Annotated in this window: 26 protein-coding genes; 13 read left to right on the forward strand and 13 right to left on the reverse strand. The window is 56.7% G+C overall.

All coding sequences use genetic code 11. The features are described from left to right. Nucleotides 1-179 (forward strand): integrase core domain-containing protein (locus tag LW884_09845; protein MCE3008630.1); only part of this gene is annotated, 179 nt, incomplete at its 5' end. On the opposite strand, the gene LW884_09850 is transcribed toward LW884_09845, so the two are convergent. Continuing rightward, nucleotides 176-2,923, reverse strand: coding sequence for a hypothetical protein (locus LW884_09850; protein MCE3008631.1), 2,748 nt, complete (start codon nucleotides 2,921-2,923; stop codon nucleotides 176-178). The genes LW884_09845 and LW884_09850 overlap by 4 nt on opposite strands. A 328-nt stretch (nucleotides 2,924-3,251) precedes the next feature. Continuing rightward, entirely contained in the window at nucleotides 3,252-3,677 is a 426-nt protein-coding gene (locus tag LW884_09855) for a hypothetical protein (protein ID MCE3008632.1), read from the reverse strand. A gap of 33 nt (nucleotides 3,678-3,710) precedes the next feature. Here LW884_09855 and LW884_09860 point away from each other — a divergent pair, with 33 nt between their 5' ends. Both LW884_09860 and LW884_09865 read left to right on the forward strand, forming a co-directional pair. Further along, complete coding sequence (locus LW884_09860) at nucleotides 3,711-4,172, forward strand: acyl-CoA thioesterase (GenBank protein MCE3008633.1); 462 nt, start codon at nucleotides 3,711-3,713, stop codon at nucleotides 4,170-4,172. Between the two features lie 6 nt (nucleotides 4,173-4,178). Beyond that, on the forward strand, nucleotides 4,179-4,874 hold the full coding sequence (locus LW884_09865; GenBank protein ID MCE3008634.1) for an SDR family NAD(P)-dependent oxidoreductase: 696 nt from the start codon (nucleotides 4,179-4,181) through the stop codon (nucleotides 4,872-4,874). A 31-nt stretch (nucleotides 4,875-4,905) separates the two neighbouring features. Here the strand turns inward: LW884_09865 and LW884_09870 are convergent, their stop codons facing one another. Then, nucleotides 4,906-5,586, reverse strand: coding sequence for an outer membrane beta-barrel protein (locus LW884_09870; protein ID MCE3008635.1), 681 nt, complete (start codon nucleotides 5,584-5,586; stop codon nucleotides 4,906-4,908). 227 nt (nucleotides 5,587-5,813) lie between these two features. Between LW884_09870 and LW884_09875 the strand changes: the two genes are divergently transcribed. From LW884_09875 to LW884_09915, 9 genes are all read left to right on the forward strand, one after another. After that, nucleotides 5,814-7,016, forward strand: coding sequence for an NADP-dependent malic enzyme (locus LW884_09875; protein MCE3008636.1), 1,203 nt, complete (start codon nucleotides 5,814-5,816; stop codon nucleotides 7,014-7,016). A 17-nt stretch (nucleotides 7,017-7,033) separates the two neighbouring features. Further along, nucleotides 7,034-7,897, forward strand: a complete 864-nt coding sequence (locus LW884_09880; GenBank protein ID MCE3008637.1) for a hypothetical protein — start codon at nucleotides 7,034-7,036, stop codon at nucleotides 7,895-7,897. An 11-nt stretch (nucleotides 7,898-7,908) separates the two neighbouring features. Next, nucleotides 7,909-8,517 (forward strand): hypothetical protein, encoded by a 609-nt coding sequence (locus LW884_09885; protein MCE3008638.1) that lies wholly within the window; start codon nucleotides 7,909-7,911, stop codon nucleotides 8,515-8,517. After that, a complete protein-coding gene (gene lpcA / locus LW884_09890; protein MCE3008639.1) occupies nucleotides 8,514-9,086 on the forward strand; it encodes a D-sedoheptulose 7-phosphate isomerase in 573 nt (190 codons plus the stop codon). Before LW884_09885 ends, lpcA begins: the two co-directional genes overlap by 4 nt. Nucleotides 9,087-9,122: 36 nt before the next feature. Next, complete coding sequence (locus tag LW884_09895; GenBank protein MCE3008640.1) at nucleotides 9,123-9,713, forward strand: hypothetical protein; 591 nt, start codon at nucleotides 9,123-9,125, stop codon at nucleotides 9,711-9,713. A gap of 63 nt (nucleotides 9,714-9,776) precedes the next feature. Next, the gene (locus tag LW884_09900; protein ID MCE3008641.1) at nucleotides 9,777-9,974 is read left to right on the forward strand and encodes a DUF5522 domain-containing protein; all 198 of its coding nucleotides are present in this window, start codon (nucleotides 9,777-9,779) and stop codon (nucleotides 9,972-9,974) included. A 60-nt stretch (nucleotides 9,975-10,034) separates the two neighbouring features. Beyond that, the gene (locus LW884_09905) at nucleotides 10,035-10,682 is read left to right on the forward strand and encodes a phosphatidylserine decarboxylase family protein (GenBank protein ID MCE3008642.1); all 648 of its coding nucleotides are present in this window, start codon (nucleotides 10,035-10,037) and stop codon (nucleotides 10,680-10,682) included. Between the two features lie 9 nt (nucleotides 10,683-10,691). Beyond that, entirely contained in the window at nucleotides 10,692-11,600 is a 909-nt protein-coding gene (locus tag LW884_09910) for a hypothetical protein (protein MCE3008643.1), read from the forward strand. An 11-nt stretch (nucleotides 11,601-11,611) separates the two neighbouring features. Beyond that, nucleotides 11,612-12,628 (forward strand): glycosyltransferase family 9 protein, encoded by a 1,017-nt coding sequence (locus tag LW884_09915; GenBank protein MCE3008644.1) that lies wholly within the window; start codon nucleotides 11,612-11,614, stop codon nucleotides 12,626-12,628. Between the two features lie 202 nt (nucleotides 12,629-12,830). Here LW884_09915 and LW884_09920 read toward each other — a convergent pair whose 3' ends face one another. The 8 genes from LW884_09920 to LW884_09955 all read right to left on the reverse strand — a co-directional run bounded on the left by LW884_09920 (nucleotide 12,831) and on the right by LW884_09955 (nucleotide 18,498). Next, on the reverse strand, nucleotides 12,831-13,301 hold the full coding sequence (locus LW884_09920; GenBank protein ID MCE3008645.1) for a MarR family transcriptional regulator: 471 nt from the start codon (nucleotides 13,299-13,301) through the stop codon (nucleotides 12,831-12,833). Nucleotides 13,302-13,307: 6 nt separating this feature from the next. Further along, entirely contained in the window at nucleotides 13,308-13,733 is a 426-nt protein-coding gene (locus tag LW884_09925) for a polyketide cyclase (GenBank protein ID MCE3008646.1), read from the reverse strand. 424 nt (nucleotides 13,734-14,157) lie between these two features. Next, nucleotides 14,158-15,219, reverse strand: coding sequence for an ACR3 family arsenite efflux transporter (gene arsB / locus LW884_09930; protein ID MCE3008647.1), 1,062 nt, complete (start codon nucleotides 15,217-15,219; stop codon nucleotides 14,158-14,160). After that, entirely contained in the window at nucleotides 15,213-15,542 is a 330-nt protein-coding gene (locus LW884_09935; protein ID MCE3008648.1) for a DMT family protein, read from the reverse strand. The genes arsB and LW884_09935 overlap by 7 nt, the downstream gene beginning before the upstream one ends. 13 nt (nucleotides 15,543-15,555) lie before the next feature. Next, nucleotides 15,556-16,290, reverse strand: a complete 735-nt coding sequence (locus LW884_09940) for a protein-tyrosine-phosphatase (protein ID MCE3008649.1) — start codon at nucleotides 16,288-16,290, stop codon at nucleotides 15,556-15,558. 20 nt (nucleotides 16,291-16,310) lie between these two features. After that, nucleotides 16,311-16,769, reverse strand: coding sequence for a VOC family protein (locus LW884_09945; GenBank protein MCE3008650.1), 459 nt, complete (start codon nucleotides 16,767-16,769; stop codon nucleotides 16,311-16,313). A 29-nt stretch (nucleotides 16,770-16,798) separates the two neighbouring features. After that, nucleotides 16,799-17,152 carry a metalloregulator ArsR/SmtB family transcription factor gene (locus LW884_09950; GenBank protein ID MCE3008651.1) on the reverse strand — a complete coding sequence of 118 codons (354 nt, stop codon included), beginning with the start codon at nucleotides 17,150-17,152 and terminating at the stop codon, nucleotides 16,799-16,801. Between the two features lie 467 nt (nucleotides 17,153-17,619). Then, entirely contained in the window at nucleotides 17,620-18,498 is an 879-nt protein-coding gene (locus LW884_09955) for an NmrA family NAD(P)-binding protein (protein ID MCE3008652.1), read from the reverse strand. Nucleotides 18,499-18,894: 396 nt separating this feature from the next. Here LW884_09955 and LW884_09960 point away from each other — a divergent pair, with 396 nt between their 5' ends. Continuing rightward, nucleotides 18,895-20,160: a GNAT family N-acetyltransferase gene (locus LW884_09960; protein ID MCE3008653.1), complete on the forward strand. Its 1,266-nt coding sequence runs from the start codon at nucleotides 18,895-18,897 to the stop codon at nucleotides 20,158-20,160. Nucleotides 20,161-20,264: 104 nt separating this feature from the next. On the opposite strand, the gene LW884_09965 is transcribed toward LW884_09960, so the two are convergent. Both LW884_09965 and LW884_09970 read right to left on the reverse strand, forming a co-directional pair. After that, entirely contained in the window at nucleotides 20,265-20,930 is a 666-nt protein-coding gene (locus LW884_09965) for a TIGR04282 family arsenosugar biosynthesis glycosyltransferase (protein MCE3008654.1), read from the reverse strand. 130 nt (nucleotides 20,931-21,060) lie between these two features. Further along, the coding region (locus LW884_09970) for a T9SS type A sorting domain-containing protein (GenBank protein MCE3008655.1) at nucleotides 21,061-21,628 on the reverse strand (568 nt) is incomplete at its 5' end.

Genomic DNA, 21,628 nt, shown 5'->3' on the forward strand with positions numbered 1-21,628 from the left:
ACCTCTACACCCACCTCGAAACCATGCAGCAGCACCTGGACCAGTGGCTAGAACACTACAACTATGAACGACCCCACAGAGGATATCGAAACAATGGACTGAGGCCAGCTGAAACAGTTCGAAAATTCAGCTCTCAAAATCCAAAAACATCAACCCAGAATGAAAGACATGAAGGCTAGTAGTACAGATTAAGTGGACGAGGAATGTAGGTAACAATAGGCCCAAACGAGTTTGACACTACAAGGTCTATTCCCCCCCGCGTCAGAAAATTCACAAAATGTTCCATATGTGCCGGCGTTGGCTTATAATGCCCACTACTATTATCAATAGATCTTATAACGCCATTCGTCAATAATATACTTCCAGCAGACATGACCGCTGCGGCACCCAGGAATTGACTATGGTTAGTCAATCGAGGATTTACATAAGAAACAGGAGATATGTACAAATTTCCATCTGCACCAGCCACATAATTTATCTCAGTTCTTCCAATATTACTAGGGCTATATTGAGAATATGTGGGCGCTACATTATCTCGCGATCTATAGATTCTTCCGTTAGAAAAATAATGCTTATAAAAATCTCTATCTAGCTTCGAATTGAAATAATTCAACTCCACTTCTACATCAAACCGATGATAATACTGCTGCAAAGGCTTTAGAAATAAAAAAGAATCCATAAATCCAGATTCAGGATAATTTGCCCTAAATCCAGCTGCGTTTGGAGAAATAGTAGTATTTGTACTTTGGTCAGGTGCAATCAGAAAATTATTCTGGATAAGCATAGAAGTAGAAATACCCTCACGCTGTAGGAGAGAAGGATAGGGAGTATCATACTTGAAAACATAACCACCAGGATCAAATCCGGTGAACTCTGAATAAGGTTCTATCCGACCCAAATCAACGGGGTAATCATTTAAGTTCTCTGGATAACTTAAATCTTCTTGAGAAGTTAGACCAGAAATAAAAACGTCAGATGGATTAAAATCAGTAAAACAAAAGTAGTACGTAAAATCTTTTCCTACAGCACTATTTATAGCATTATGAGGTGCAAAAGAAACCCATCCAGATCGTCCAATTTCATATTCATTTGAAAAAACTGTCTTAGAATAATCTATAAAATCCTTGGCCGTATAGTTTGCTCTTATCTCCCCTGTTATTACAGGTGGCGAAGTAATTAGCATGCCATCATCAATCGATCCATCAATTCTTCCGAACCAAACAAATCGAGAAAAAATCCCAGCTACTCCTTCTCTGTTGACTCCCTCGCAGGGCCTTCCACCCCAAGAAGTCGAATTCTTTTCATTCCATTCCGGAAATGTGTAGGCATATCTCTTCCCCGCTTGATCCGGCGTGGGATCTATTGCTCTAAAGTCCTTTACGCCCGGTACGCCTTCCTTCGACATACGCGCTAGCCGTTCATCCAATTCGCAGTACAGGTGGAACTTATTTGGGTACACATGTGTGCCCGGTAAAGGAAAGCCGGTGTATCTGTATTCACTATCCGCAATAATGGCATAATAGGTCTCTGTCCCGGTTACATCAAAAGCTACAATAGAAGTTCCCACATTTCTCCTGTCGGGCGTAAGGGTACCCGGCTGGGCCTGAAAAGAGGTAATCCGATTTGTTGTATCATTCAGCGGTCTGTCGTCGTGCAGAAGCGTGAACGCATACACGAATAATTTGTCTGAAATCCTATCTACCAAACTATCGCCGCGCGTAAAATCATCCGGATCAAAAGGAAGAGAAATGTTAATAATCGGATTAAACGGCTCTGCGCTACAAAGTGCATCCCGACGGTCCTCCTTAATCTTAAACATCAAATCACCCAAGCTTCCACTCTCTGGGCAGTAGTACTCTATCGGCTCTATACGCGCACCCCGGGTAGCGATGCAAGTAGCCTCCTTGATTGTAAGGATAATGCCTACCAGTAGGTTGTTGGGTGTAGAACCATTGCGGGGGGGACGCTGACGACGAAAAGGCACAATAACGTTGCCAGGCTTAGGAGGAGCCGCTACATTATTCTCTACCAGACCGCGAACATTAAAGGACGTTACACCGGAAAAACCAACCAAAATGGCTTCATCTATTGTGCCTAACTGGGCCGGGTCAAACGACACCAGTTCAGCCGTGTTCCTCGTTACAAACTCCACCTCAAAGCCCACATCACTCTCACTCTTCAGTATACCATCAATGAAATTAAATCGCGTGGCTGAAACCTGGCCTGCTGCCAGAATATGGCGGCCAGAAGGGGTTCCATTCTGCTTCTCTATCACCACCTCGCCAAAATTTGTCTTGGAAGAAAGGCAAAATAACTTCTGCTGGTAATTCGGCCTCTCTGCACTAGAGCGAATAAACAGCTTGGCGCGATTGTCGTTCGGGTCTGCAGGGTTAAAGAACGTCAGCTCGCCAGGGTTCGTCTCTCCCCCAAAGGTGTAGAGGCTGCCAAACAAAACAATCTCGTGCTCGATTGTAGCCGGAACTGCATTTCGCTTAGTTGCATAAAAGCGGCCACCCTCCTGGATCTCAAGCAAATTCCAGATGATAATTCGTCGCCGCTGGCCGTCTACAAAACGTAGAGCACCACCACTCTCTACATAAATAACACCCACCACAAAGGAGGTGGCATTGATGGTGATCTCATGCTTAATATAAGCCGTATCCGTGTTGCTACCTGGCATTTGCTTGGGCCCATAAGATTCATTTGCATAGGGCCGTGTCCAGTTCTGCCCCCCGTCATCCGAGTACTCCCAGGCCATACGTGTAAAAGGATTCAGCGGATTCGGATCGTATTCATCCCAATTCCCGTTCCGCTTGCTTTGCCATCTGCGTGCCTCCGCCTGCTGCGGCAGCAAGATGGAAAACAGGATACCCAGCAGGAGCATAAAGCCAAATAACCACTTCCTAAGGTCGATATTTTTCATACATTAGATACATCAAAATGTGTTAATCCAAAACTATTGCCTGCAAAATTAGCCATTAATAGAATGCCTTGTCTGCCTGGACGAAAAGCCAGATAGTTTAGACGAAGGCGGGCTTTGTTAATCTCCTAACAACGGACGGGCATTTCTGCTATTCGCATACGTACTGTAGCGGTATTTTGGGCCGAACGAACCAAACAGAGAACTGGATGCCAGGAAAAAGTCCATGAACCGCAAAAAATACCTAATTAAGATTAGGCATTTATACCTATTAGAATATCTTAAAAACCCTCACCCTCTCCCCCAGGGTCGTTCATATATTTAGGTGGCGCTAGGCCGGCCGGGCTTGGCTGGCGCCCTGCTTGGCCAGCTGGTCTGCGTACTCGTTCCAGTAGTCGCCGCTATGGGCCTTCACCTTGTGGAAGTACAGGCGCACGGGGGTCTGTTGCATAAAAGCACGGTAGCGGCGCGTAAGGTCGAGCTTAGCCTTCCAGCCACCCGTGGCCCACTGCTGTATGCCCAGGTAGTCAAAGTACAAATGCAGCTCGGCTATGCCCTGCTGCTCGCACCAGCGCACCACCTGGCCGGTGGCCACCAGCTCGCCCGCTACCTGGCGGGTTCCGGCGGCATAGTCCTCGGGTACGGGCCCGCTGAACTGTGCCAGCACTTGGTCCTGGGCATCCAGGATAACCGCGCCATAGCCGATACGGCCCGCTATCCAGCTGCCATCTACATAGGCCCGGTAGGTAGGATTCATGGGCCAAATTTACTTTTTCTAACTTGCACTGCGATGTCAGCCCCCGATGAACTCCACGCATATCGGCACAAGATGCCTGTACACATCCGCTATGCGGATATAGACATGATGCAGCACGTGAATAACGTAACCTACCTGACCTATCTGGAGCAGGCGCGCATCTGCTATGCGCGGGATGTGCTGGGCTGGGATGGGCGCATGGAGACGCTGAACATCATCGTGGCGCACCAGCGCTACGACTATGTAAAACCGGTATTCCTGACCGACACCCTGGAGATATGGACACGTGTGAGCCGCATGGGTAGCAAAAGCCTGGACCTGGACTACCTGGCCATCCGCCTGGATAGGAACCGAAAGGCCGAGATAACAGGACGTGGCCTTACCACCCTGGTAGTCTACGACTTTGCAAAAGACCGCTCCCTGCACATCCCCGAAGAATGGCGGACGCGCGTGGCCGACTATGAGCCCCTGGTACCCGAACAGCAAAAAGCCTGAGCCTACATGAAAACAGAAAGGAAAACAGTCGTCATTACAGGTATCAGCCGGGGCATTGGCCGGGCCATCGCCCAGCGTTTTCAGCAGGCGGGCTATCATCTGGTGGGCTGTGCCCGCACGGCCGACAGCATCCGGGCGTTTCAGGAAGACTTCCCCCTGGCAGAAGTGCAGGCGGTAGACCTGGCCGATAAGGCCGCCGTGCAGGCCTTTGGCCACTGGGTGGTGCAGCAGCACAAGGTAGAGGTGCTGGTAAATAACGCGGGCAGCTTTGTACCCGGCGGGATGCTGAGCGAGGCGGACCAGGTGTACGAGCAGCTGATGCGGGTGAATGTGGACAGCGTGTACTACCTGAGCAAGATACTGGCGGCCCAGATGCGCGGCCTCGGGCAGGGCACCATCATCAACCTGTGCAGTGTAGCCAGTATAAAGGCCTATGCTGCTGGCGGCAGCTATGCCATCAGCAAGCATGCCCTGCTGGGCCTAAGCCGCGCCATGCGCGAAGAACTGAAGCCCGATGGCGTACGGGTATGCAGCATACTGCCCGGGGCTACCCTGACGGATAGCTGGGCGGGGGCAGAGCTGCCCGAAACACGCTTTATACAGCCTGAGAGTGTGGCCGAGCTGGTATACCTGGCTGCTAGCCTGCCCCCCACCGCAGTGGTGGAGGAGCTGGTGGTGCGCCCGCAGGCAGGAGATATATAGGTGCGGGTAAAAAAGTGCCCTGCTCTAAAACCTAAAACAGCAGTGTAAAACCCAGCTGTGGAAGCAGCATAGTGGTTTCGGTGCGGGCCATCTCATACGTCAGTGCGCCAGAGGCGGGGTCTCGCCGAACAGCCTGGACATAGTCTGTTTCGGTGCCAAACAGGTAGAGCGTACGTAGGTCCAGCGCAAAATGATCCGTAAACGCAATCTGCAAGCCCACACCCAGGCCATAGCTGGCGGCAAAGTTTGCCTCGTCTGTACTGGCATCCAGCACCTGGGTGTCTCCACCTATCGTGCTATTCAGCTTCCAGCGGGTGTAGAAGTATTTGCCCCCTATCAGCCCGTCTACATAGAGCCGAACCGGGCTTATTTCCTCCATAGGCGATACACGCAGCACCGCATGGCCCAGGATAATGTTGCTGTTGATTACCTGCTCCAGTTCCTCGCCCGGAAAAGTGGGGGGCAGCGACTCGCTAAACTTATCGTAGAGGGCATAGGTAAAGTCTGCACCCAGGTAGAGCGGCACATCCTCGTGCAACTTGCCCATCAGGTATAGATTTAGCCCATACCCCCACTGGGCATCATAGTTCTCATTCATCTCGCCCAGCGGGTAGGCTATGGCAAAACCCGCGCCAAACTGGGCACGCTGTGCCACCAGCGCAAACGGAAGCAGCAGGAGCAGGGTGAACAGGAGGTTTTTTTTCCTAACCAAAGAGAAAGACAAATGCATGGCCGATGACGCAATAAACGAATACAAGAAATGCGGGAATGCCACGGTATGGGGCGTGGAAGATAAATATCAAAAAATGTGCCAATTTGTCCTTAATTTAAAATCTGCGAACAGCCCGACCATAGAGCCATGTTACATTTGAAACCAAAATGCCTCTTTGCAAGTAGTAAGGAACTAAAATATAGCCACCCCCGAAGAAGCCCAAACGCATGGACCTAAACCAGGAAAGCCTGAACCTGCACGCCCAGCTGGGCGGCAAGCTGGAGATTCACCCCAAGTTCAAGGTGAAAAACCGCCACGACCTAAGCCTGGTGTACAGCCCGGGCGTAGCAGCCGTATGCAAAGCCATAGCCGAAGACCCTAGCAAGGTGTATGACTACACCATGAAGCGCAATACCGTAGCCATCATTACAGACGGCTCTGCCGTGCTGGGGCTGGGCAATATAGGTGCAAAAGCTGCCCTGCCCGTGATGGAGGGCAAGGCCCTGCTCTTCAAAGAGTATGCCGACATTGATGCCTTTCCGCTGTGCCTGGATACGCAGAACACCTATGAGATCATCAGCATTGTAAAGGCGCTGGCACCCTCCTTTGCGGGGGTTAACCTGGAGGATATTTCGGCCCCGCGCTGTTTTGAGATCGAGCGGGCGCTGGAGAGCATTGGCATACCCGTCTTTCACGACGACCAGCACGGCACGGCCATTGTGCTGCTAGCCGGGCTGATAAATGCGGTAAAACTGGCTGGCAAGGAGCTGCAAGAGCTGAAGGTGGTAATCAACGGTGCGGGCGCTGCTGGCACCGCCATTGCCGAGCTGCTGCTGTGCATAGGCCACGACCCCAACGTGTGTGTGAGTGTGCGAGAGGTAGTGGTGTGCGACACCAAAGGCATCCTGTCTCAAAGCCGCAACGACATCCTCTCCAACCCCGAGAAGGCACGCCTGGCCTGCTTTACCAACCGGGGCCAGCTGGAGGGCACCCTGCAAGATGCCGTGCGCGATGCCGATGTGTTTATCGGCGTAAGCGTGGGCGGGGCGCTGAAGACCGAGTGGGTGAAGACAATGGCCAAAGACCCCATCATCTTCGCCCTGGCAAATCCGGACCCGGAGATCGACCCGGAAGCAGCCCGCCAGGCTGGCGCATTCATTGTAGGCACAGGGCGCAGCGACTACCCCAACCAGATCAACAACGTACTGGCCTTCCCTGGCATCTTTCGCGGTACCCTGGACGCACGGGCACCCCGCATTACCCAGCACATGCAGGTGCGCGCAGCCCACGCCCTGGCCGATATGGTGGAAGACCTCTCCAGAGAAAACATCATCCCCTCGGCGCTAGACAAGTCTATAGCCTACCGGGTAGGCAAGGCCGTGAAAAAGGCCTGGGAAGAAGAGCAGCCGCAACCCGAGGGTAGCCTGTAGCCCCCTATCTTTGCAGCATGCTACGTTTATCCGGCTTTATACTAGCCTATGTGGCCCTGGCACTGGGCTGCAGGGCACAGTGGCCTGGCAGTGTGCTGGATTACCAGTTTGGCAGCAGCCAGACGGTGGGGCAGGATGCCGCCTACTTTCCGCAGAACGTGCTGGGCCCCATTACCGCACCTGTGGGCCCTAGTGTACCCGCCATTAGCCCCAGCCAGGTGGTAAGCCTGGGCAAGGGTGGGCACATCAGCCTGGCGTTCGATCCCCCAATACAGAATGGGCCGGGGGTGGATTTTATCGTATTTGAGAACGCCTTTTTCTTTGGCCCAGGCAATAGCCAGGTGTATGACGAGTGGATGCGCGTAAGTGTAAGCACAGACGGCACCACCTGGGTAGACTTCCCCTACAATGCGCAGACGGGCGAAGGCCTGGCGGGCCGTACGCCCACGGCAGCCTTTGGGGTAGACTACAGCAAGCCCGGCGAAAGTGGCGGAGACGGCTTTGACCTGGCACTGGTGGGCCTGGATGAGGTGCGCTACGTGCGGGTGCAGGATGCCACCGAGTACCAGCCCGCAGACCGGCTGAGCGCCGAACTGGATGGCATAGCTGCCGTGCACCAGGCAGACACCCCCACCCCCAGGCAGCAGGCGGCGGCAGGCCACGCCCGCCTTACCCAGGGCCCACAGGGCTACCAGCTGCACCTGGCGCCCCCGGGGGGCCTGCTAACCCTATACACCCAGCTGGGACAGGTGCTACACCGGCAGCAGCTGCCGGCAGGCCTGCACCCCCTGGCCCCACAGCCCCTGGCCAGTGGCACCTATATAGTGGAGGTACAGGCTTATGGCCGGGCCCCTTTTACCAAACAGATTGTGAATCCCTAACTTGCACACCCATGACCCGCTTCCTACCCCTAGGCTCAATATCCACCCTGCTGCTCTGTGTAGCACTGGCAGCCGTAGCCCACGCGCAAACCGATACCCAAAAGTCATTTGAGGAGCTAACCAGCGGCGCGTATCGCCAAGAGCTGATCTTGCCCGGCAAAGCACCCAACCAGCTGCTGAACGCCACCAAAGCCTGGCTGTACGTAAATGCCCGGCTGGCTGAAAACAGCGGGTTGATAGACGACATGGAGAATGACCTCTTTGTGGGCCGCTATGTGCTGAAGCTGGAAGGCCAAAAAGACCTGCTGGAGCGCCTGTCAAAAAACCGCGTCGAATTCACCCTACAGCTCAATGCCTATGCTGGCAAGTGTGAGCTACGCCTGGATAAATTTACCGAGATCGATGCCCTAAATAGCAAAACGCTGAAAGACCAGTACCTGCTGAGCTACGAGAGCTGGAAAAAAGAAAATGCCGTAACGCTGAGCCTGGCCAGTGAAGAGCGGAAACAAGCAGGCTACCTGAAATACCAGCAGGAAAGCCAGAAAGCCCTGGAGCAAATAGATGCAGCTGTGCAGCTCATGATCCAGAAACTGACGGAATACCTAAAACACAACGCATGACCGCAGCCGAAACTTTTGAAGAAGCAGCCCGGGTGCTGCATGCCTTTGTGCAGGCAGGCCAGCTGGCGCAGGTGGAGGCTGCCACCGAGCGTATGAGCCAGTGCCTGCAGGCAGGCGGCAAGCTTATGAGCTGCGGTAATGGAGGCAGCATGTGCGATGCCATGCACTTTGCCGAAGAGCTGAGCGGCCGCTTTCGCCAAGACAGGCCCGGGCTGGCAGCCCTCGCCATAAGCGACCCCAGCCACCTGAGCTGCGTGGGCAACGACTATGGCTACGAGCAGGTGTTTAGCCGCTATGTAGAGGCTCTTGGCCAGGCGGGAGATGTACTACTGGCCATCAGCACTAGTGGGAACAGTGCCAATGTGGTGCGGGCAGCACAGGCCGCACGGGCCAAGGGGATAGCCGTTATCGGGCTGACGGGCAAGGACGGCGGCCAACTGGCACCCCTGTGCAACATCGAAATACGCGTGCCCCACCAGGGCTACGCAGACCGCGTGCAGGAGGTGCACATCAAGGTCATCCACTGCTTCATCCAGGGCATTGAGCAGCGCCTTGGCTTTTCAGCCTGAGCATCCTATTTTTGTACTTCATCAATCGAAAGACGCATGAACCGCTTTGCATTTGTCCTGATTCTGGTTCTCGCAGGAGCCTTCAGCCGCCTGATCCCGCACGAATACAACCTGGCCCCCGTGGCGGCGCTGGGCCTGCTATCCGGTGCCGTGCTCATGCAGGGGCGTGGGCAGCAGCGGGGATGGGCCGTTGCCATGCCCATACTGGCGCTCCTGGTGTCGGACGTACTGATCTTTGCACTAGACCCCCTGGGCACCAGCCCACACGGGCAGTTCTTCCACAATAGCCTCGGCTTTGTACTACAGCGTCTGTTCGACTTTGGCAGCTTTGCCCTCATCCCCTTCATTGGCCAGTGGGTGGGCAGGCGGCTGAATGCGCAGCGGGTGCTGACAGGTGCCCTGGCGGGCAGCCTGGTTTTCTTCCTGTTTTCGAACTTTGGCTACTACCTGGCTCAGTCGTTCCCCTTTGCGGGCAGCGAGTATCCGCGGGCAAGCCTGCTGGGCTGCTACATACAGGCCATTCCGTTCTACCGGGCCACCCTGCTGGGAGACTTGGCCTACTCCGCACTTTTCTTTGGTGCCTACGCCTACCTGCTGCGCAGCCGGCGCATAAGCCAGGCAGCCTAGGGCCCGCTCTGGCACCACACGCTGCCCCCTACCCTTTCGGCCACTTTTATACCGCTACGCCCCATGCGCGAAAGCAAAAAACTGAAGGAGGGAGAAGACTACTACCTGAACGAACAGGGCCTAATGGTGCTGACTGCCGAATACCTGGCCAGGCGGGGCTACTGCTGCGGCTCGGGCTGTAGGCACTGCCCCTACCCCAAAGAGGTGTTTGAAGCGGCGCGAGCCAAAAAGCGTGCCGACTGGCTGTGGGGCGGCCTGTAAACACAGCGTGGAGGCGGGCAGCGTGCACGGCCCGTCCTTTCCTTGCTTATATTTGCCCTTATGCGACTACATCGTGAAGGAAATGCCAGCATCCTGCTGGTGGTAACCCTGGGCAGCCTGGCTACAGCGGCCAGTGTGCTATATGCCCCCCCCGCACTAGCCTGGCTGGTAGCCGCGCTCAGCCTGGCCGCACTGGCCCTTATACTCAACTTCTTCCGCTACCCCCAGCGGCCCCTGCAGCAGCAGGCCGATGCCGTGCTGGCACCCAGCCATGGCAAGGTAGTGGTGATAGAGGCCGTAGAAGACCCCGAGCTGGGGCCGGCAAGGCAGATCAGCATATTTATGAGCCCCCTGGATGTGCACGTGAACTACAGCCCCGTGGCAGGCACCGTAGAAACCTATGCGTACCGAAAGGGAAAGTACCTGATGGCCTTTAACCCCAAAAGTAGCCTGCTGAACGAACAGACCTGGCTGGTGATAAACAGCCGGGGTAGCCGCGTGGGGGTGAAGCAGATAGCCGGCTTTCTGGCCCGCCGCATCAAGTGCTATGCCCAGGCTGGCAACACCCTGCAGCAGGCCGAGGAGTTTGGGTTCATCAAGTTTGGCAGCCGGCTGGACGTGCTCATCCCCCTGGACTGGCAGGTGCAGGTGCAGCTGGGCCAGCGTACCCAGGGCGGCCAGACTGTACTGGCCCGGCGAACAAGCTAGCCCCCTGCCATGCCCGGAAGAGTAGGCCTTCGTGTTTTATGTGTGCTGGTATGCGCCGGTAGCCTGCTCAGTTGCGGGCCACTGGAGCAGCAGGCAGTGCCCATCAGCCTGGGCATCCGGCTGGGGGGCACCGCACAGCCCCGCCAGCTACAGCAGAGCATAGCCCAGCTACAGCGCCTGGGTACCCGCCGCCTGCAGGTAGAGCTGCTAATAGAGCCCGATAGCAGCGGGCTGCCCATCATCAGCCCACCCAGCCTACAGGAGTGGGCCAGGATAAAGCCCCTGCTGCGGGAGAGGCAGCTACTGATTACGCTCAGCTTCACTGGCCATACCGACGCACCGCAGAACCTGTGGGGCCAATGGCTGCACAGCCGCCGGGGCCAATGGTTTGCCCAATACACGGCCGAGCTGGTGGCCTTTCTGCGCGAGCAGAAAGACCTGAAGCTGGAACGTGTGGTGGTGGCCAATCACTTCGACAACATTAGTAGCTATAGCTACCAGCCCGAGTGGATACAGCTGATTACACAGGTGCGAGCTACCGTAGCGGCACGGGTAACCTACGCAGCCAATAGTCTGGAGGCCAACCGTTTTCCCGCATGGGCCGCCTGCGACGAAATTGGCATTAACTACGTAAACACCGAAACCGATAACCAGAAGGTGCTGGCCCAGGAACGAAATGCACAAATACGCAGCCTGGCGGAAAAATACCAGAAACCCGTCTACCTGGCACAGGCCAACCTGATAGGCCCAAACAAGCTGAGCAAGCTGAAAAACCGCTTGCGCTTCTACAAAGACCAGCCCCTGAGTGGCCTCTGCCTGAACCACATCCAACCCCATACCGTGCTGCAGGATACCACCCGGCTGTGGCAGCTGGATGATGCCACGCTACAATACCTCCACCACTATATGCACCCCTAAGGCTCCGGCCTATGTACCACATGGCCCAGGATGAACTGCCCGCACTCAAGAAGATCCTGCTGATTCGGCTCAGCTCGATAGGCGACATCGTGCTTACCACGCCCATCCTGCGTGCCCTGCGCCACGCCTACCCGGGGGCGGAGATTGGCTACCTCACCAAAGATCGATTTCGGGATGTGCTGCGGTACAATCCGTATATCAACCGGCTGCATTTGTTCCGAGGCAGCCTGGCAGAAAGCCTGGCAGAACTGGAGGCCGTGGGCTATGACCACGTGCTGGACCTGCACCGCAACCTGCGCAGCTGGTACCTGCGCACGGGCCTGGCACTGCCCACCAGCACCTACCCTAAGGCCAATGACCGAAAACGCCGCATGACCTGGCTGAAGCAGCGCCTGAGCGTGCCCCACATTGTGGAGCGCTATGCCCAGGCACTGGAGCCGCTGGGCGTACAGCTGGACGCGGGAGGGCTGGATTTCTTCTACCCCGCCGAGCTGGACAGCTGGGCCGCACAGCAGGTGCAGGCCCGCTGGCCCGGGCAGCGGCCCTATGGCCTGTGCCTGAGTGCTACCTACACCACCAAGCGCTGGCTGCCCGAGTACTACCATGCCTACCTGGCCCACAGCCCACAGCCCGCCATCCTGCTGGGTGGCCCGGCAGAGCTGGAGCTGGCGGCCACGGTGTGTGCCGGCCTGCCCGAACAGCGGGTATGGAATGCCGTGGGCCACACTAGCCTGCTGCAGAGTGCGGCCCTGCTGCCCCAGTGCACCCACCTGATAACGCCCGACACGGGCATGATGCACATAGCCGCTGCCCTGCAGGTGCCCATCCTGAGCCTATGGGGCAATACGGTGCCCGAGTTTGGCATGACCCCCTGGCGGGCCCCCCACATGGTGCTGGAGGAACAAATGGGCTGCCGGCCCTGCAGCCGCCTGGGCCATGCCAGCTGCCCACGTGGCCACTTTGCCTGCATGCGGGCCATAACCCCCGAGCGCGTGGCAGCGGCGGTAGCGCTACTTGCGAAGCAGTAAAAATAGACTGCCTACTTCTAGGCGCTAGGCAGGCATTTCGCGCTTAAGTCTGGGGATACAGGCGTGGCAACTGCAACGCAGTATGCTTGCTACCCCCCTCTCCTGGTTTTCTGCCAGCCGCATACGGGCGAGCCCCCACAAACGGCGTTCCATCAAGCAACTTTCGAGTCCGCCTCAGGCGGGCAGCGGGCCAGGTAGGAAATCAGGATAAGTCGTCCGATGCGGCCGCTTGTAGCGCTGTCAGGCTACGCAGAAATGCCTGCCGCTGTGCAGCATCCAAGGGGGAAAAATACGCCTCATCAGCCTGCTCCACCAGGGGCATGGCCTGGTACAGCAGGCTATAGCCGGTATCCGTAGGGCTAAGCATATGTGCACGCGCATCCTGTGGATTGCTCAGGCGCTGGATCAGTTGCTTTTTTTCTAGCAGGCGCAGCGCCTTGCTAGTCGACATGGCATCCGTACCAGCCATCCGCGCCAAGGCTACCTGTGTGGGCTTCTGGCCCTGTCGATGTGCCCAACATAAGGTGGCTAGCAGCACAAACTGCAAATGCGTAAGCCCTAGTGGCGCGAGCGTACGGTGGATACGATGATGCCAGCGTGCAAAGTGCCACCACAGCAGGTACCCCGGGCTGCTCTCAGGACCCTCATATTGAGTGGGAAAGGCACCATCCATCCCGCATTATACAGCAATTTTTGAAGCAAGTTCTATCTGTCTGTGCATTTCATCACCCAGGCTTGCCGCCACCTGCCTGCCCACCAGTTTCCACCACAACCAGCCTAATGGACCGGCCATGCGCATGGTGGTAGTAGCAGTCAGCTCGTTGCCCTGCTGCGCCAGCACATGGTCTCCGTACATACGCGCACCCGGAAAACGCGTGCAGTCTGTGAACTGGCGGTGCTTTTCGAGCACCACAATCTGTATCCTTACTTTAGGCCCCTTCTTGGGTTTAAGCACAAAATATGTCCCTTGTGCTATGGGTCCCTCTGGCTTCACATACGCTAGGTCAGGATGAAATCGGGGCCAATTGGGCAGATCAATCAATACCTCCCACATCTGGCGGGAGGTACACGCTTGGGTTGTGATGGAATAGCTTTTCTCAATCATCGGACTAGAATTTGGAGCAGCAAATTTAATATACCAGCATATTATATACAAGTATAGTATATCGAATTATTTTCAGCGAGTCAGCTCGATGGGGAATGAAGAGTAAGCGGACATCCAAGCAGCGCAAGCGATAAGGGATCGCAAGCTGTGGCTGTCTAGCTCGTATGACCCTGCTCAGGGCACTGATGAAGGGTGTAACCCCTAAGTGCCGATAGCAAACCAAGTAGCTCGACGAAAGCGAAGGGTCTACCTCCTTTTAGCTTATGTATCTCACCCTCAACCCATAACGCGAAGGACCTGCTCCACAGTCTCGACCTGATAGGCTCGGGCTCAGTTCACACAGCCCAGCCTGCCCGCACGAACTTTGAGGGCAACACATAGGTTGGAACAAATCTTAAGCTGGCACTAGAAGAATAGGGGCACCCTAGGGCATATCCCAGGTGTACCGCCGGGCAAAATAGCGGGCGGCGTACACCAGCCCCAGCAGCACCGGCACCTCTACCAGGGGCCCTACCACGGCGGCTAGTGCCTGCCCGCTATGTAGCCCAAACAGCCCGATGGACACGGCTATAGCCAGCTCAAAGTTATTGCCGCTGGCCGTAAAGGCCATGGCCGCCGTCTGGCTATACCCGCCCCCAGCCCGGCGCCCCAGCCAGAAAGCCAGGAAAAACATGGCTACAAAGTACAGCACCAGCGGCAGAACTATACGTAGCACATCCAGCGGAAGCTGTAGCAGTACCTCGCCCTGCAGGCTGAACATAAGCACTACCGTAGCCAGCAGGGCAATAGGGGTGAGCGGAGCCAGGGTAGGCAGAAAACGAGTGGTATACCAATTATCGCCCCGGAGGCGACGCAGCACCAGCCGGGTGAAAAAGCCAGCAACCAGCGGCGTGCCCAGATACAAGAGGACCGTAGAAGCCACCTGGCGCATGTGAATGTGAATGGCCACGCCCTGTAGCCCCAGCAGCGGGGGTAGTACCGACAGCAGCACCCAGGCATAGGCACTGAAGAGTAATACCTGCAGGAGGCTGTTTATGGCCACCAGCCCCGCCGCAAACTCGCGGTCGCCATCGGCCAGGTCTATCCACACCAGCACCATAGCTATGCAGGGGGCTATGCCCACCAGCAGCAGGCCCTGCAGGTAGGCAGGCCGGTCGGGCAGCAGCAGGGCAGCCAGGGCAAACATCAGCAGGGGGGCCAGCAGCCAGTTTAGCAGCAGGGTATAGGCCAGCAGGCGGGGCCTACGAAGCAGACCCGGAAGCGCCTCGTAGCGCACCTTGGCCAGCGGCGGATACATCATCAGGATGAGGCCAATAGCCATCGGTATATTCGTACTGCCGCTACCCAGGCTGCCCAGCAGCCGAGGGAGGCCCGGCACCAGCTGGCCCAGCAGTACACCTAGCACCATAGCCAGCAGAATCCACAGGCTAAGGTAGCGGTCTACAAACCCAAGGCGACGGGGCGCGGTTTTCTCAAGACTTACCATTTTTTGAAGACAAAAAAAGCACCTAACAGAATCAAGGCAAAGCCCACCAGATAGTTCCACCGCAGGTCCTCCTTCAGATACACCACCGAAAAGACGCAAAACACAGACAAAGACAGCACCTCCTGTATCGTCTTCAGCTGCGCGGCCGTAAAGCGGCCGTGGCCCATCCGGTTGGCTGGCACCTGGAAGAGATACTCCACAAAGGCGATCCCCCAGCTGACCAGAATGACCACCCACAGTGCCTTGTCCTTATGCTTCAGGTGCCCGTACCAGGCTATGGTCATAAAGACATTGCTGATGAGCAGGAGCACGACCGTCCACATATAGCCCTGTGCGCTAACGGGTAGATGGGGGTGAATCAGTTGCCTCGGCCGGCGCAGGGGCGGGCAGCAGGGAGAAGAGGAATAGCATCTCGCGTGCGATCTGGGCACAGCGTTCATCATAGGTAGCGGCCTCCTGGGGTGTTCCGTCACTGGCCTTGGGGTCGGCATAGGGCAGGGCAACGCGCAGGCTGGCCCCCGGCACATAGGGGCAGGCCTCATCGGCATCGCTGCACACCATTACGGCTACAAAGTCTTGCTGGGGGTTCCAGATTGTATCGGAATAGACCTTGCTATGGGCAGGATGCCCCGGCAGCTTAGGGCTGGCAGACCAGTAGTAGGCAGGATTGGGATTATCTCGAAAAGGGATTGCGGATATATAGAAAACATGCAGTCCTGTTCGTTCCAGGGCCGCTACCGCCCGCTCATTGAAGGCAGTGGCCTCTGTGCCGCCGCTGTAGGTTTCTACCGGGGCATTGGGGCCCAGGTAGTGCCAGGCTGCTAGCTGGGCCCATATCTGGGCCAGCTGGCTGCGCCTGCTGTTGTGTGTGCAGATAAAAACCAGCCGCAGGGGCCGGGTGTCTAGGGCCGTCAGCATGTTGGCCAGGCTATCCAGCGCTGCCCGGCGGGGCGGGGCTATCTGGTCGTACTCGGCTACCCGCGCAGCTATGTAGGCTGATAAGGGCGCATAGAACTGGGCCGAGGCAAGGGAAAGCACAAAACTCATGGTAAAGATCAGCTTGGCAAGCATAAAAGAGGGTAAGGGGAATACTAGCGGGCAGATAGCTGGCTCAGGTTTCGCTTCGGCTTCGCAGCGGGGGGCATACAGCAGGCCGATGCTGCCTCGGCTTCATATCGAGGGTCGTTAAACTGGCTGTCGGCATGGAAGTAGTATACTTCCCACTGTACTCCATCGGGGTCTTCCACCCAAAACTTGTCCTGCAGGGCATAGCAGCAGCGGGTGCCCTGCTCCTGCCGGATGGGCAGGCCTGCCGCCTGGGCCGCCGCCAGCTGCCGCTCCAGTGCCTCGGGGCTGTCTACCCGAAAACCCAAGTGCCCAAAGGCGGGCTGTATCCGCTCGGGGTTCTCGATAAAGGAGATCACCAACTGAGGCAGCTCCCACTTGGCATAGGCCGGTGCCACCTTGGCGGGTGGAGTGCCAAAGAAACGGGTGTAAAAGTCGAGGCTGGCTTCCAGTCGGCTCACATACAGGCTTACATGCATGACCATGACAATGGGGGGGATAGGTAAAGTAATTGCTAATAGGAAGAATCGGGCTCCGCGGGGCAGCAGGCGGCCGGCCTGCAGGCCTGCGCAGCCAGCTGTGTCAAAAAGCTGACCAGCGGCAGGGCGGCATCCGGTGCCAGGCAGTAGCACATGCGGGTGCCCGTTACCTCGCCCTGTAGCAGGCCCGCTTCCTTCAGCTCGCGCAGGTGCTGGCTGATGGTGGCCTGGCTGAGTGGCAGCTGGGTTACCAGCTGGCCGCACACACAGCCGGGCTGTGCAGCCACAGCCTGCAGGATGGCAATACGTGCCGGATGCGCCAGGGCCTTCGCCACCTGGGCCAGCTCATTCTGCCCGGGGGAAAAGGCGGTGCTTTTGCTAATACCCATGATGCAAAGATAGAAAAAAATGTATTATCGCAATAATACGATTAAATAAAATTAAGAAAAGATTATGCAAACACGGTATCCTGGCGACTGACATCCACCCAAAAAGCTCGTAGCCCTAACCGAGGCCTTAGGGTGGGAAGTATGGTCCCTGGGCGCATAGCGCGAAGCGCGGCTTCAGGAGAAACCTCGTGCAGGGAGGCTGTAAAGCCCAGTACGCACCCAGGCCGCTCGATTCCCCCTGGGCACGCGGCCCAAAAGATCAGCTTACGTTGTGTGACGCATGCAAACCACCCTCCTGTCTCAAGAAATGCATGCACATATACAGCATACAAAACCAGCTAAGAGAAAGGGGAGCCCCAGCACCGGGCTCCGATCAAGGTGCCGCCACTGCAAAAAGCAGAAAAGGGGAAAGCCCAGGCCAACTGACCCAGGCTTTCCCCTTTTAGATAAAGAAGGCAAAACCAGCCCTACACAGGTAGCGCATAGCGCAGCGCCGGGGCAAAGTCCTTCAGGTCGGTGGGGGTAGTATTGGCGGCATTGCGCGTCACTACATCCAGCACCCTGCCGGCATTTAGTGCAGAAACAAACTCGTTCATGCTATGTATCATGCTGTCGCTCATGCCTACCTGCTGCATAGCTGGAATAGCGGCCTCCACAGGCACATGCACATAGTTCAGCGCAAAGCCGGTGGCATCTCCTACTATCTGGGCCACTTCGGCAAATGTTAGGTCTCTGGGGCCCAGCACATACTCCAGGCTGTTCCCGCTGAAGTCTTTCGCCAGCAGATGGGCGGCTGCCTTGGCTGCAATGTCAACGGTAGCCACCATCGGCATAGCCACGTCGGCCACCACGGTGTAGTATACCGTGCCGCCGGGTATCATGCCCGCCCAACCGTACAGGTTTTCCATAAAATAGGCCGCACGTAGTACCAGCAGGTTTACGCCAGTTACCGTGGCCAGTTGCTGCTCCATGTAGTGCAGGCCCTGTACCACGCCCATACCGCTAGGCTGGTGTGCACCTACGCTGCTGAGCGCTACTACATAGGGTACGGGGTTTTGCTTCAGTGCCGCTACAAAGGCATCGGTCGCCTTGTGCTGATGTGCGGAAAAATCGGGGGCGGAGTAGAAGGGGGGAATCATAAAGAACACACCCTCTGCGCCTTGAATTACTTTGCCTACAAAGCCTGCGTCGTAGATGTCTCCGGGCATAAACTCGGCACCAGCGGCTACCAGGCTTTGTGCCTTTTGTACATCGCGGGCCACGATGCGTACTTTTTTGCCTGCCTTGAGCAGGGCTTCGGTCAGGGGTTTTCCGGTGTTGCCGGTTGCACCAAATACTACGTACATAATTTTAATGAATTTTAGGTATTAGAAAAAAGAAGAGGGAATCGCACAAAAAGCGTTGAACAACCGGAGCTTGCCCAAAGAAGGGTGTACAGGTGCACCCGTTGCTGTCTTAAATTGGGCCTTGCAAAGCAGGAACCCAATTGTGGCGAGGTTGGTTCGTATATAAGCGACCCTTTCGATAAACTGATGAGAAACCGTGCCTGGCGCACTTAGGCGGCAGCGCAAGACACAGGTACGGGAGCCCTAGGGCCGGGGTAGCTTCGCCTGAATAGGCTGGGAGGAGAGAAAGAGACGGCTCTGTGGGTTCTTCTACTACGAGTATGCACCCGCTCTCTTTATCTCGCAAGGCGCTTTAATAGCCTCGGGGCGGAATGCCTGCCCATCCTATCTTTGTACATGCAGAGCAAGAAAACCGCAAGCGGCCCGTATCATGCACACGCCGTGCGTAGCAAGGACGAAGCCCGCCAGTTTCTGGATGTAGTAGGCCGCATCTATGCCGGGGATAGCACCTACGTGCGGCCCCTGGATATGGATGTCCGGGCCGTATTCGACCCGAAGAAGAACAGCTTCTACAGCCATGGGCGGCTGGAGCGCTGGATCCTGCGGGATGCCCATCAGCAGGTGGTAGGCCGTATAGCCGCCTTTGTGAACGACCGGAAGGCCCACACCTACGAGCAGCCTACCGGAGGTTGCGGGTTCTTTGAGTGCATAGACAATGAGGAGGCGGCCACGGTTCTGTTTGACACAGCCCGTGCCTGGCTGAGGGAGCAGGGCATGGAGGCCATGGACGGGCCCATTAACTTTGGCGAGAACGACCGCTTCTGGGGCCTGCTGGTAGAAGGCTACACCCACCCCAGCTACCAGATGCCCTACAACCCACCCTACTACCAGCGGCTGTTTGAGCGCTATGGTTTCGAGCTGTACTTTGGCCAAACGGCCCGGCACATGGACATACGGGGCCGGTTGGGCGAGCGCTTCTACAAGGTATTTGAGCGGGTGAAAGAGCGAAACCACATCACCTTCGAAACCCTGAAGCGAAAGAATGTGGGCAAGTATGCGGCCGACTTCCTGACGATTTACAACGATGCCTGGGCCTACCACGAAGGCTTTACACCCATGACCCGCCAGCAGGTAGACCAAATGGTGCAGCAGCTGAAGATGGTGCTGGTGGAGGAGCTGGCCATCTTTGCCTACGTGCAGGGCGAGGCCGCGGCCATGGTGATTGCCCTGCCCGACCTGAACCAGATTTTCAAACCCTGGAAGGGAAAGATAAGCCTGCTGAAGGGGCTGCGGTTTATGCTACGCAAGCAAGGCCAGTTTGCCTGGTACCGGCAGCACAAGGTGCTGACCCGCGCCCGGGTAGTGATCATAGGCGTACGGCCAAAGTTCCAGAAAATGGGGCTGGAAACCGGCCTGACCCTAACCACGATGGACGAAGTACGCGCCATGGGGATAGAGGAGATAGAGCTGAGCTGGGTGGGCGACTTTAACCCCAATATGCTGACGGTAATGGAGGCCACGGGTGCCAGCTTTGGCAAGCGCTACCACACCTACCGTTACCTGTTCGACCGCACGAAGCACGTAACTCCCTACCACGAAATCAGCATGAACAAGCGAACTGGAGACTCAGCCGACGGGGGTAGCCACGCGCAGACCCCGTAGCTACCCCGTAGTGCCCGGCCCAGATCGCGTGCCAGGGGGCTAGCCCACCCGCAGCAGCCTGTAGGTATGCAAAAGGCTCTCCCCTGCTGTGCCGCTGCCACCTGCTACGCCACGGTGCGAGATCCCTCCATGCCCCGATCGGGTAGGTATGGTGTAACCAGCGGATGCTGTGCCAGCAGCTGTAGGTCGGCAGGTCGGGTCAGGTCATGCAGCATCTGCAGGCACACATAGTCCACCTGCTGGGCTTTCAGCCGGTCCAGCAGCAGCTGGCCGCGCTGCCCCTCTGTCCACTCCCCCTCGAATAGCCAGGGTGCAGGCCCAGGCAAGCCCAGCAGATAGAACCCGCCGGAATGGGTAGGACCCAGCACAAACTTTCCCTGCTGCATCGCCTCTATGGCTGTAGCTATGTGCGCCTGGCTCAGCTCGGGGCAGTCGGCAGCCAGTATGAGCAGGGGTGCAATACCTCGGCCAAAAATCTGGCTGGCGGCGGCGGCCATACGCGCACGCAGGTCGTGCCCCTGCTGCTGGCTTTTCACAAACTGGCTGTTGTCCCAGTTATCGCGTTCATCTATGTACTGGTCGTAGTACACAAAGCGGATGCAGGGCGTCTGCTCCAGCAGCGTGCGGGTATGGTCCAGCAGGGCGGCATACAGCCTGCAGGTCTGTGCCGGATCCAGTACCGTGCTTAGCCGCGTCTTCACATGGCCGGGCTGCACGTTTTTGGTAAAAACCACAATAGCGGGCTTGCTCACAATGCCTGTGTACGACAAGCTACGTAGGCAGGTTTGCCTACGCGGGCAAAAAATTTGCTTCTCCCACACAAAAAAACGCCCGCTCTGTTGAGCGGGCGTTTGATATCACGTTCTGTACAGGCTTGTAGTTGCCTGTGTTACAGGGTGCCTACTGCATTACACTAATGCGGAAGCTCTCGGCTACCTGTCCGTCTACCAGAACAGTAGCAATGTACAGGCCCTTGCGCAGGTTGCTGATGTTCTGCTGCAGGGTTTGTTCGCCACTCTGTAGCTGGGCAGTCTGTGTAGCTACCACTTGGCCGTTCAGGTTGCGTAGTACCAGCTCCACCTGGGCTGCATTCTTCAGCTCCAGGGCGAAGTTTACCACATCGCGGGCGGGGTTGGGGTAAGCCACAATCTTGTTCACTGAGGCCACCTCCTTCTTGCTACCGCGAGCGGTAACGATCTCGCCTGCTACATATACTGTCGCATCATTGGTACCATTGCGTAGGAATACATTGGCCGTGCTGCCTATCAGGGCCGTATTCTCCACGGTCAGCAGGCTATCTTGGCTAAGTACCTTGTAGTTATTGTTCGTTTCGGCATCGGCCAGGTTAATCAGGCTTACAAAACCAGCCACCACACTGTTGTAGATGCGCAGCGAGGTATTGCGGCGCAGCTGCATACCCCCGCCAAAGCCGTTGGTAGCGCTGCCCGCCTGCGTACCCGCCAAGTTA

The organism is Bacteroidota bacterium (assembly GCA_021300195.1).
Taxonomy (GTDB): domain Bacteria; phylum Bacteroidota; class Bacteroidia; order J057; family JAJTIE01; genus JAJTIE01.

What these genes read in the sequence shown, in the direction of transcription:
- LW884_09850 (MCE3008631.1), bottom strand. Translation starts at nt 2,923, where the DNA reads ATGAAAAATATCGACCTTAGGAAGTGGTTATTTGGCTTTATGCTCCTG.
- LW884_09855 (MCE3008632.1), bottom strand. Translation starts at nt 3,677, where the DNA reads ATGAATCCTACCTACCGGGCCTATGTAGATGGCAGCTGGATAGCGGGC.
- LW884_09860 (MCE3008633.1), top strand. Translation starts at nt 3,711, where the DNA reads ATGTCAGCCCCCGATGAACTCCACGCATATCGGCACAAGATGCCTGTA.
- LW884_09865 (MCE3008634.1), top strand. Translation starts at nt 4,179, where the DNA reads ATGAAAACAGAAAGGAAAACAGTCGTCATTACAGGTATCAGCCGGGGC.
- LW884_09875 (MCE3008636.1), top strand. Translation starts at nt 5,814, where the DNA reads ATGGACCTAAACCAGGAAAGCCTGAACCTGCACGCCCAGCTGGGCGGC.
- LW884_09880 (MCE3008637.1), top strand. Translation starts at nt 7,034, where the DNA reads ATGCTACGTTTATCCGGCTTTATACTAGCCTATGTGGCCCTGGCACTG.
- LW884_09885 (MCE3008638.1), top strand. Translation starts at nt 7,909, where the DNA reads ATGACCCGCTTCCTACCCCTAGGCTCAATATCCACCCTGCTGCTCTGT.
- lpcA (MCE3008639.1), top strand. Translation starts at nt 8,514, where the DNA reads ATGACCGCAGCCGAAACTTTTGAAGAAGCAGCCCGGGTGCTGCATGCC.
- LW884_09895 (MCE3008640.1), top strand. Translation starts at nt 9,123, where the DNA reads ATGAACCGCTTTGCATTTGTCCTGATTCTGGTTCTCGCAGGAGCCTTC.
- LW884_09900 (MCE3008641.1), top strand. Translation starts at nt 9,777, where the DNA reads ATGCGCGAAAGCAAAAAACTGAAGGAGGGAGAAGACTACTACCTGAAC.
- LW884_09905 (MCE3008642.1), top strand. Translation starts at nt 10,035, where the DNA reads ATGCGACTACATCGTGAAGGAAATGCCAGCATCCTGCTGGTGGTAACC.
- LW884_09910 (MCE3008643.1), top strand. Translation starts at nt 10,692, where the DNA reads ATGCCCGGAAGAGTAGGCCTTCGTGTTTTATGTGTGCTGGTATGCGCC.
- LW884_09915 (MCE3008644.1), top strand. Translation starts at nt 11,612, where the DNA reads ATGTACCACATGGCCCAGGATGAACTGCCCGCACTCAAGAAGATCCTG.
- LW884_09920 (MCE3008645.1), bottom strand. Translation starts at nt 13,301, where the DNA reads ATGGATGGTGCCTTTCCCACTCAATATGAGGGTCCTGAGAGCAGCCCG.
- LW884_09925 (MCE3008646.1), bottom strand. Translation starts at nt 13,733, where the DNA reads ATGATTGAGAAAAGCTATTCCATCACAACCCAAGCGTGTACCTCCCGC.
- arsB (MCE3008647.1), bottom strand. Translation starts at nt 15,219, where the DNA reads ATGGTAAGTCTTGAGAAAACCGCGCCCCGTCGCCTTGGGTTTGTAGAC.
- LW884_09935 (MCE3008648.1), bottom strand. Translation starts at nt 15,542, where the DNA reads ATGTGGACGGTCGTGCTCCTGCTCATCAGCAATGTCTTTATGACCATA.
- LW884_09940 (MCE3008649.1), bottom strand. Translation starts at nt 16,290, where the DNA reads ATGCTTGCCAAGCTGATCTTTACCATGAGTTTTGTGCTTTCCCTTGCC.
- LW884_09945 (MCE3008650.1), bottom strand. Translation starts at nt 16,769, where the DNA reads ATGGTCATGCATGTAAGCCTGTATGTGAGCCGACTGGAAGCCAGCCTC.
- LW884_09950 (MCE3008651.1), bottom strand. Translation starts at nt 17,152, where the DNA reads ATGGGTATTAGCAAAAGCACCGCCTTTTCCCCCGGGCAGAATGAGCTG.
- LW884_09955 (MCE3008652.1), bottom strand. Translation starts at nt 18,498, where the DNA reads ATGTACGTAGTATTTGGTGCAACCGGCAACACCGGAAAACCCCTGACC.
- LW884_09960 (MCE3008653.1), top strand. Translation starts at nt 18,895, where the DNA reads ATGCAGAGCAAGAAAACCGCAAGCGGCCCGTATCATGCACACGCCGTG.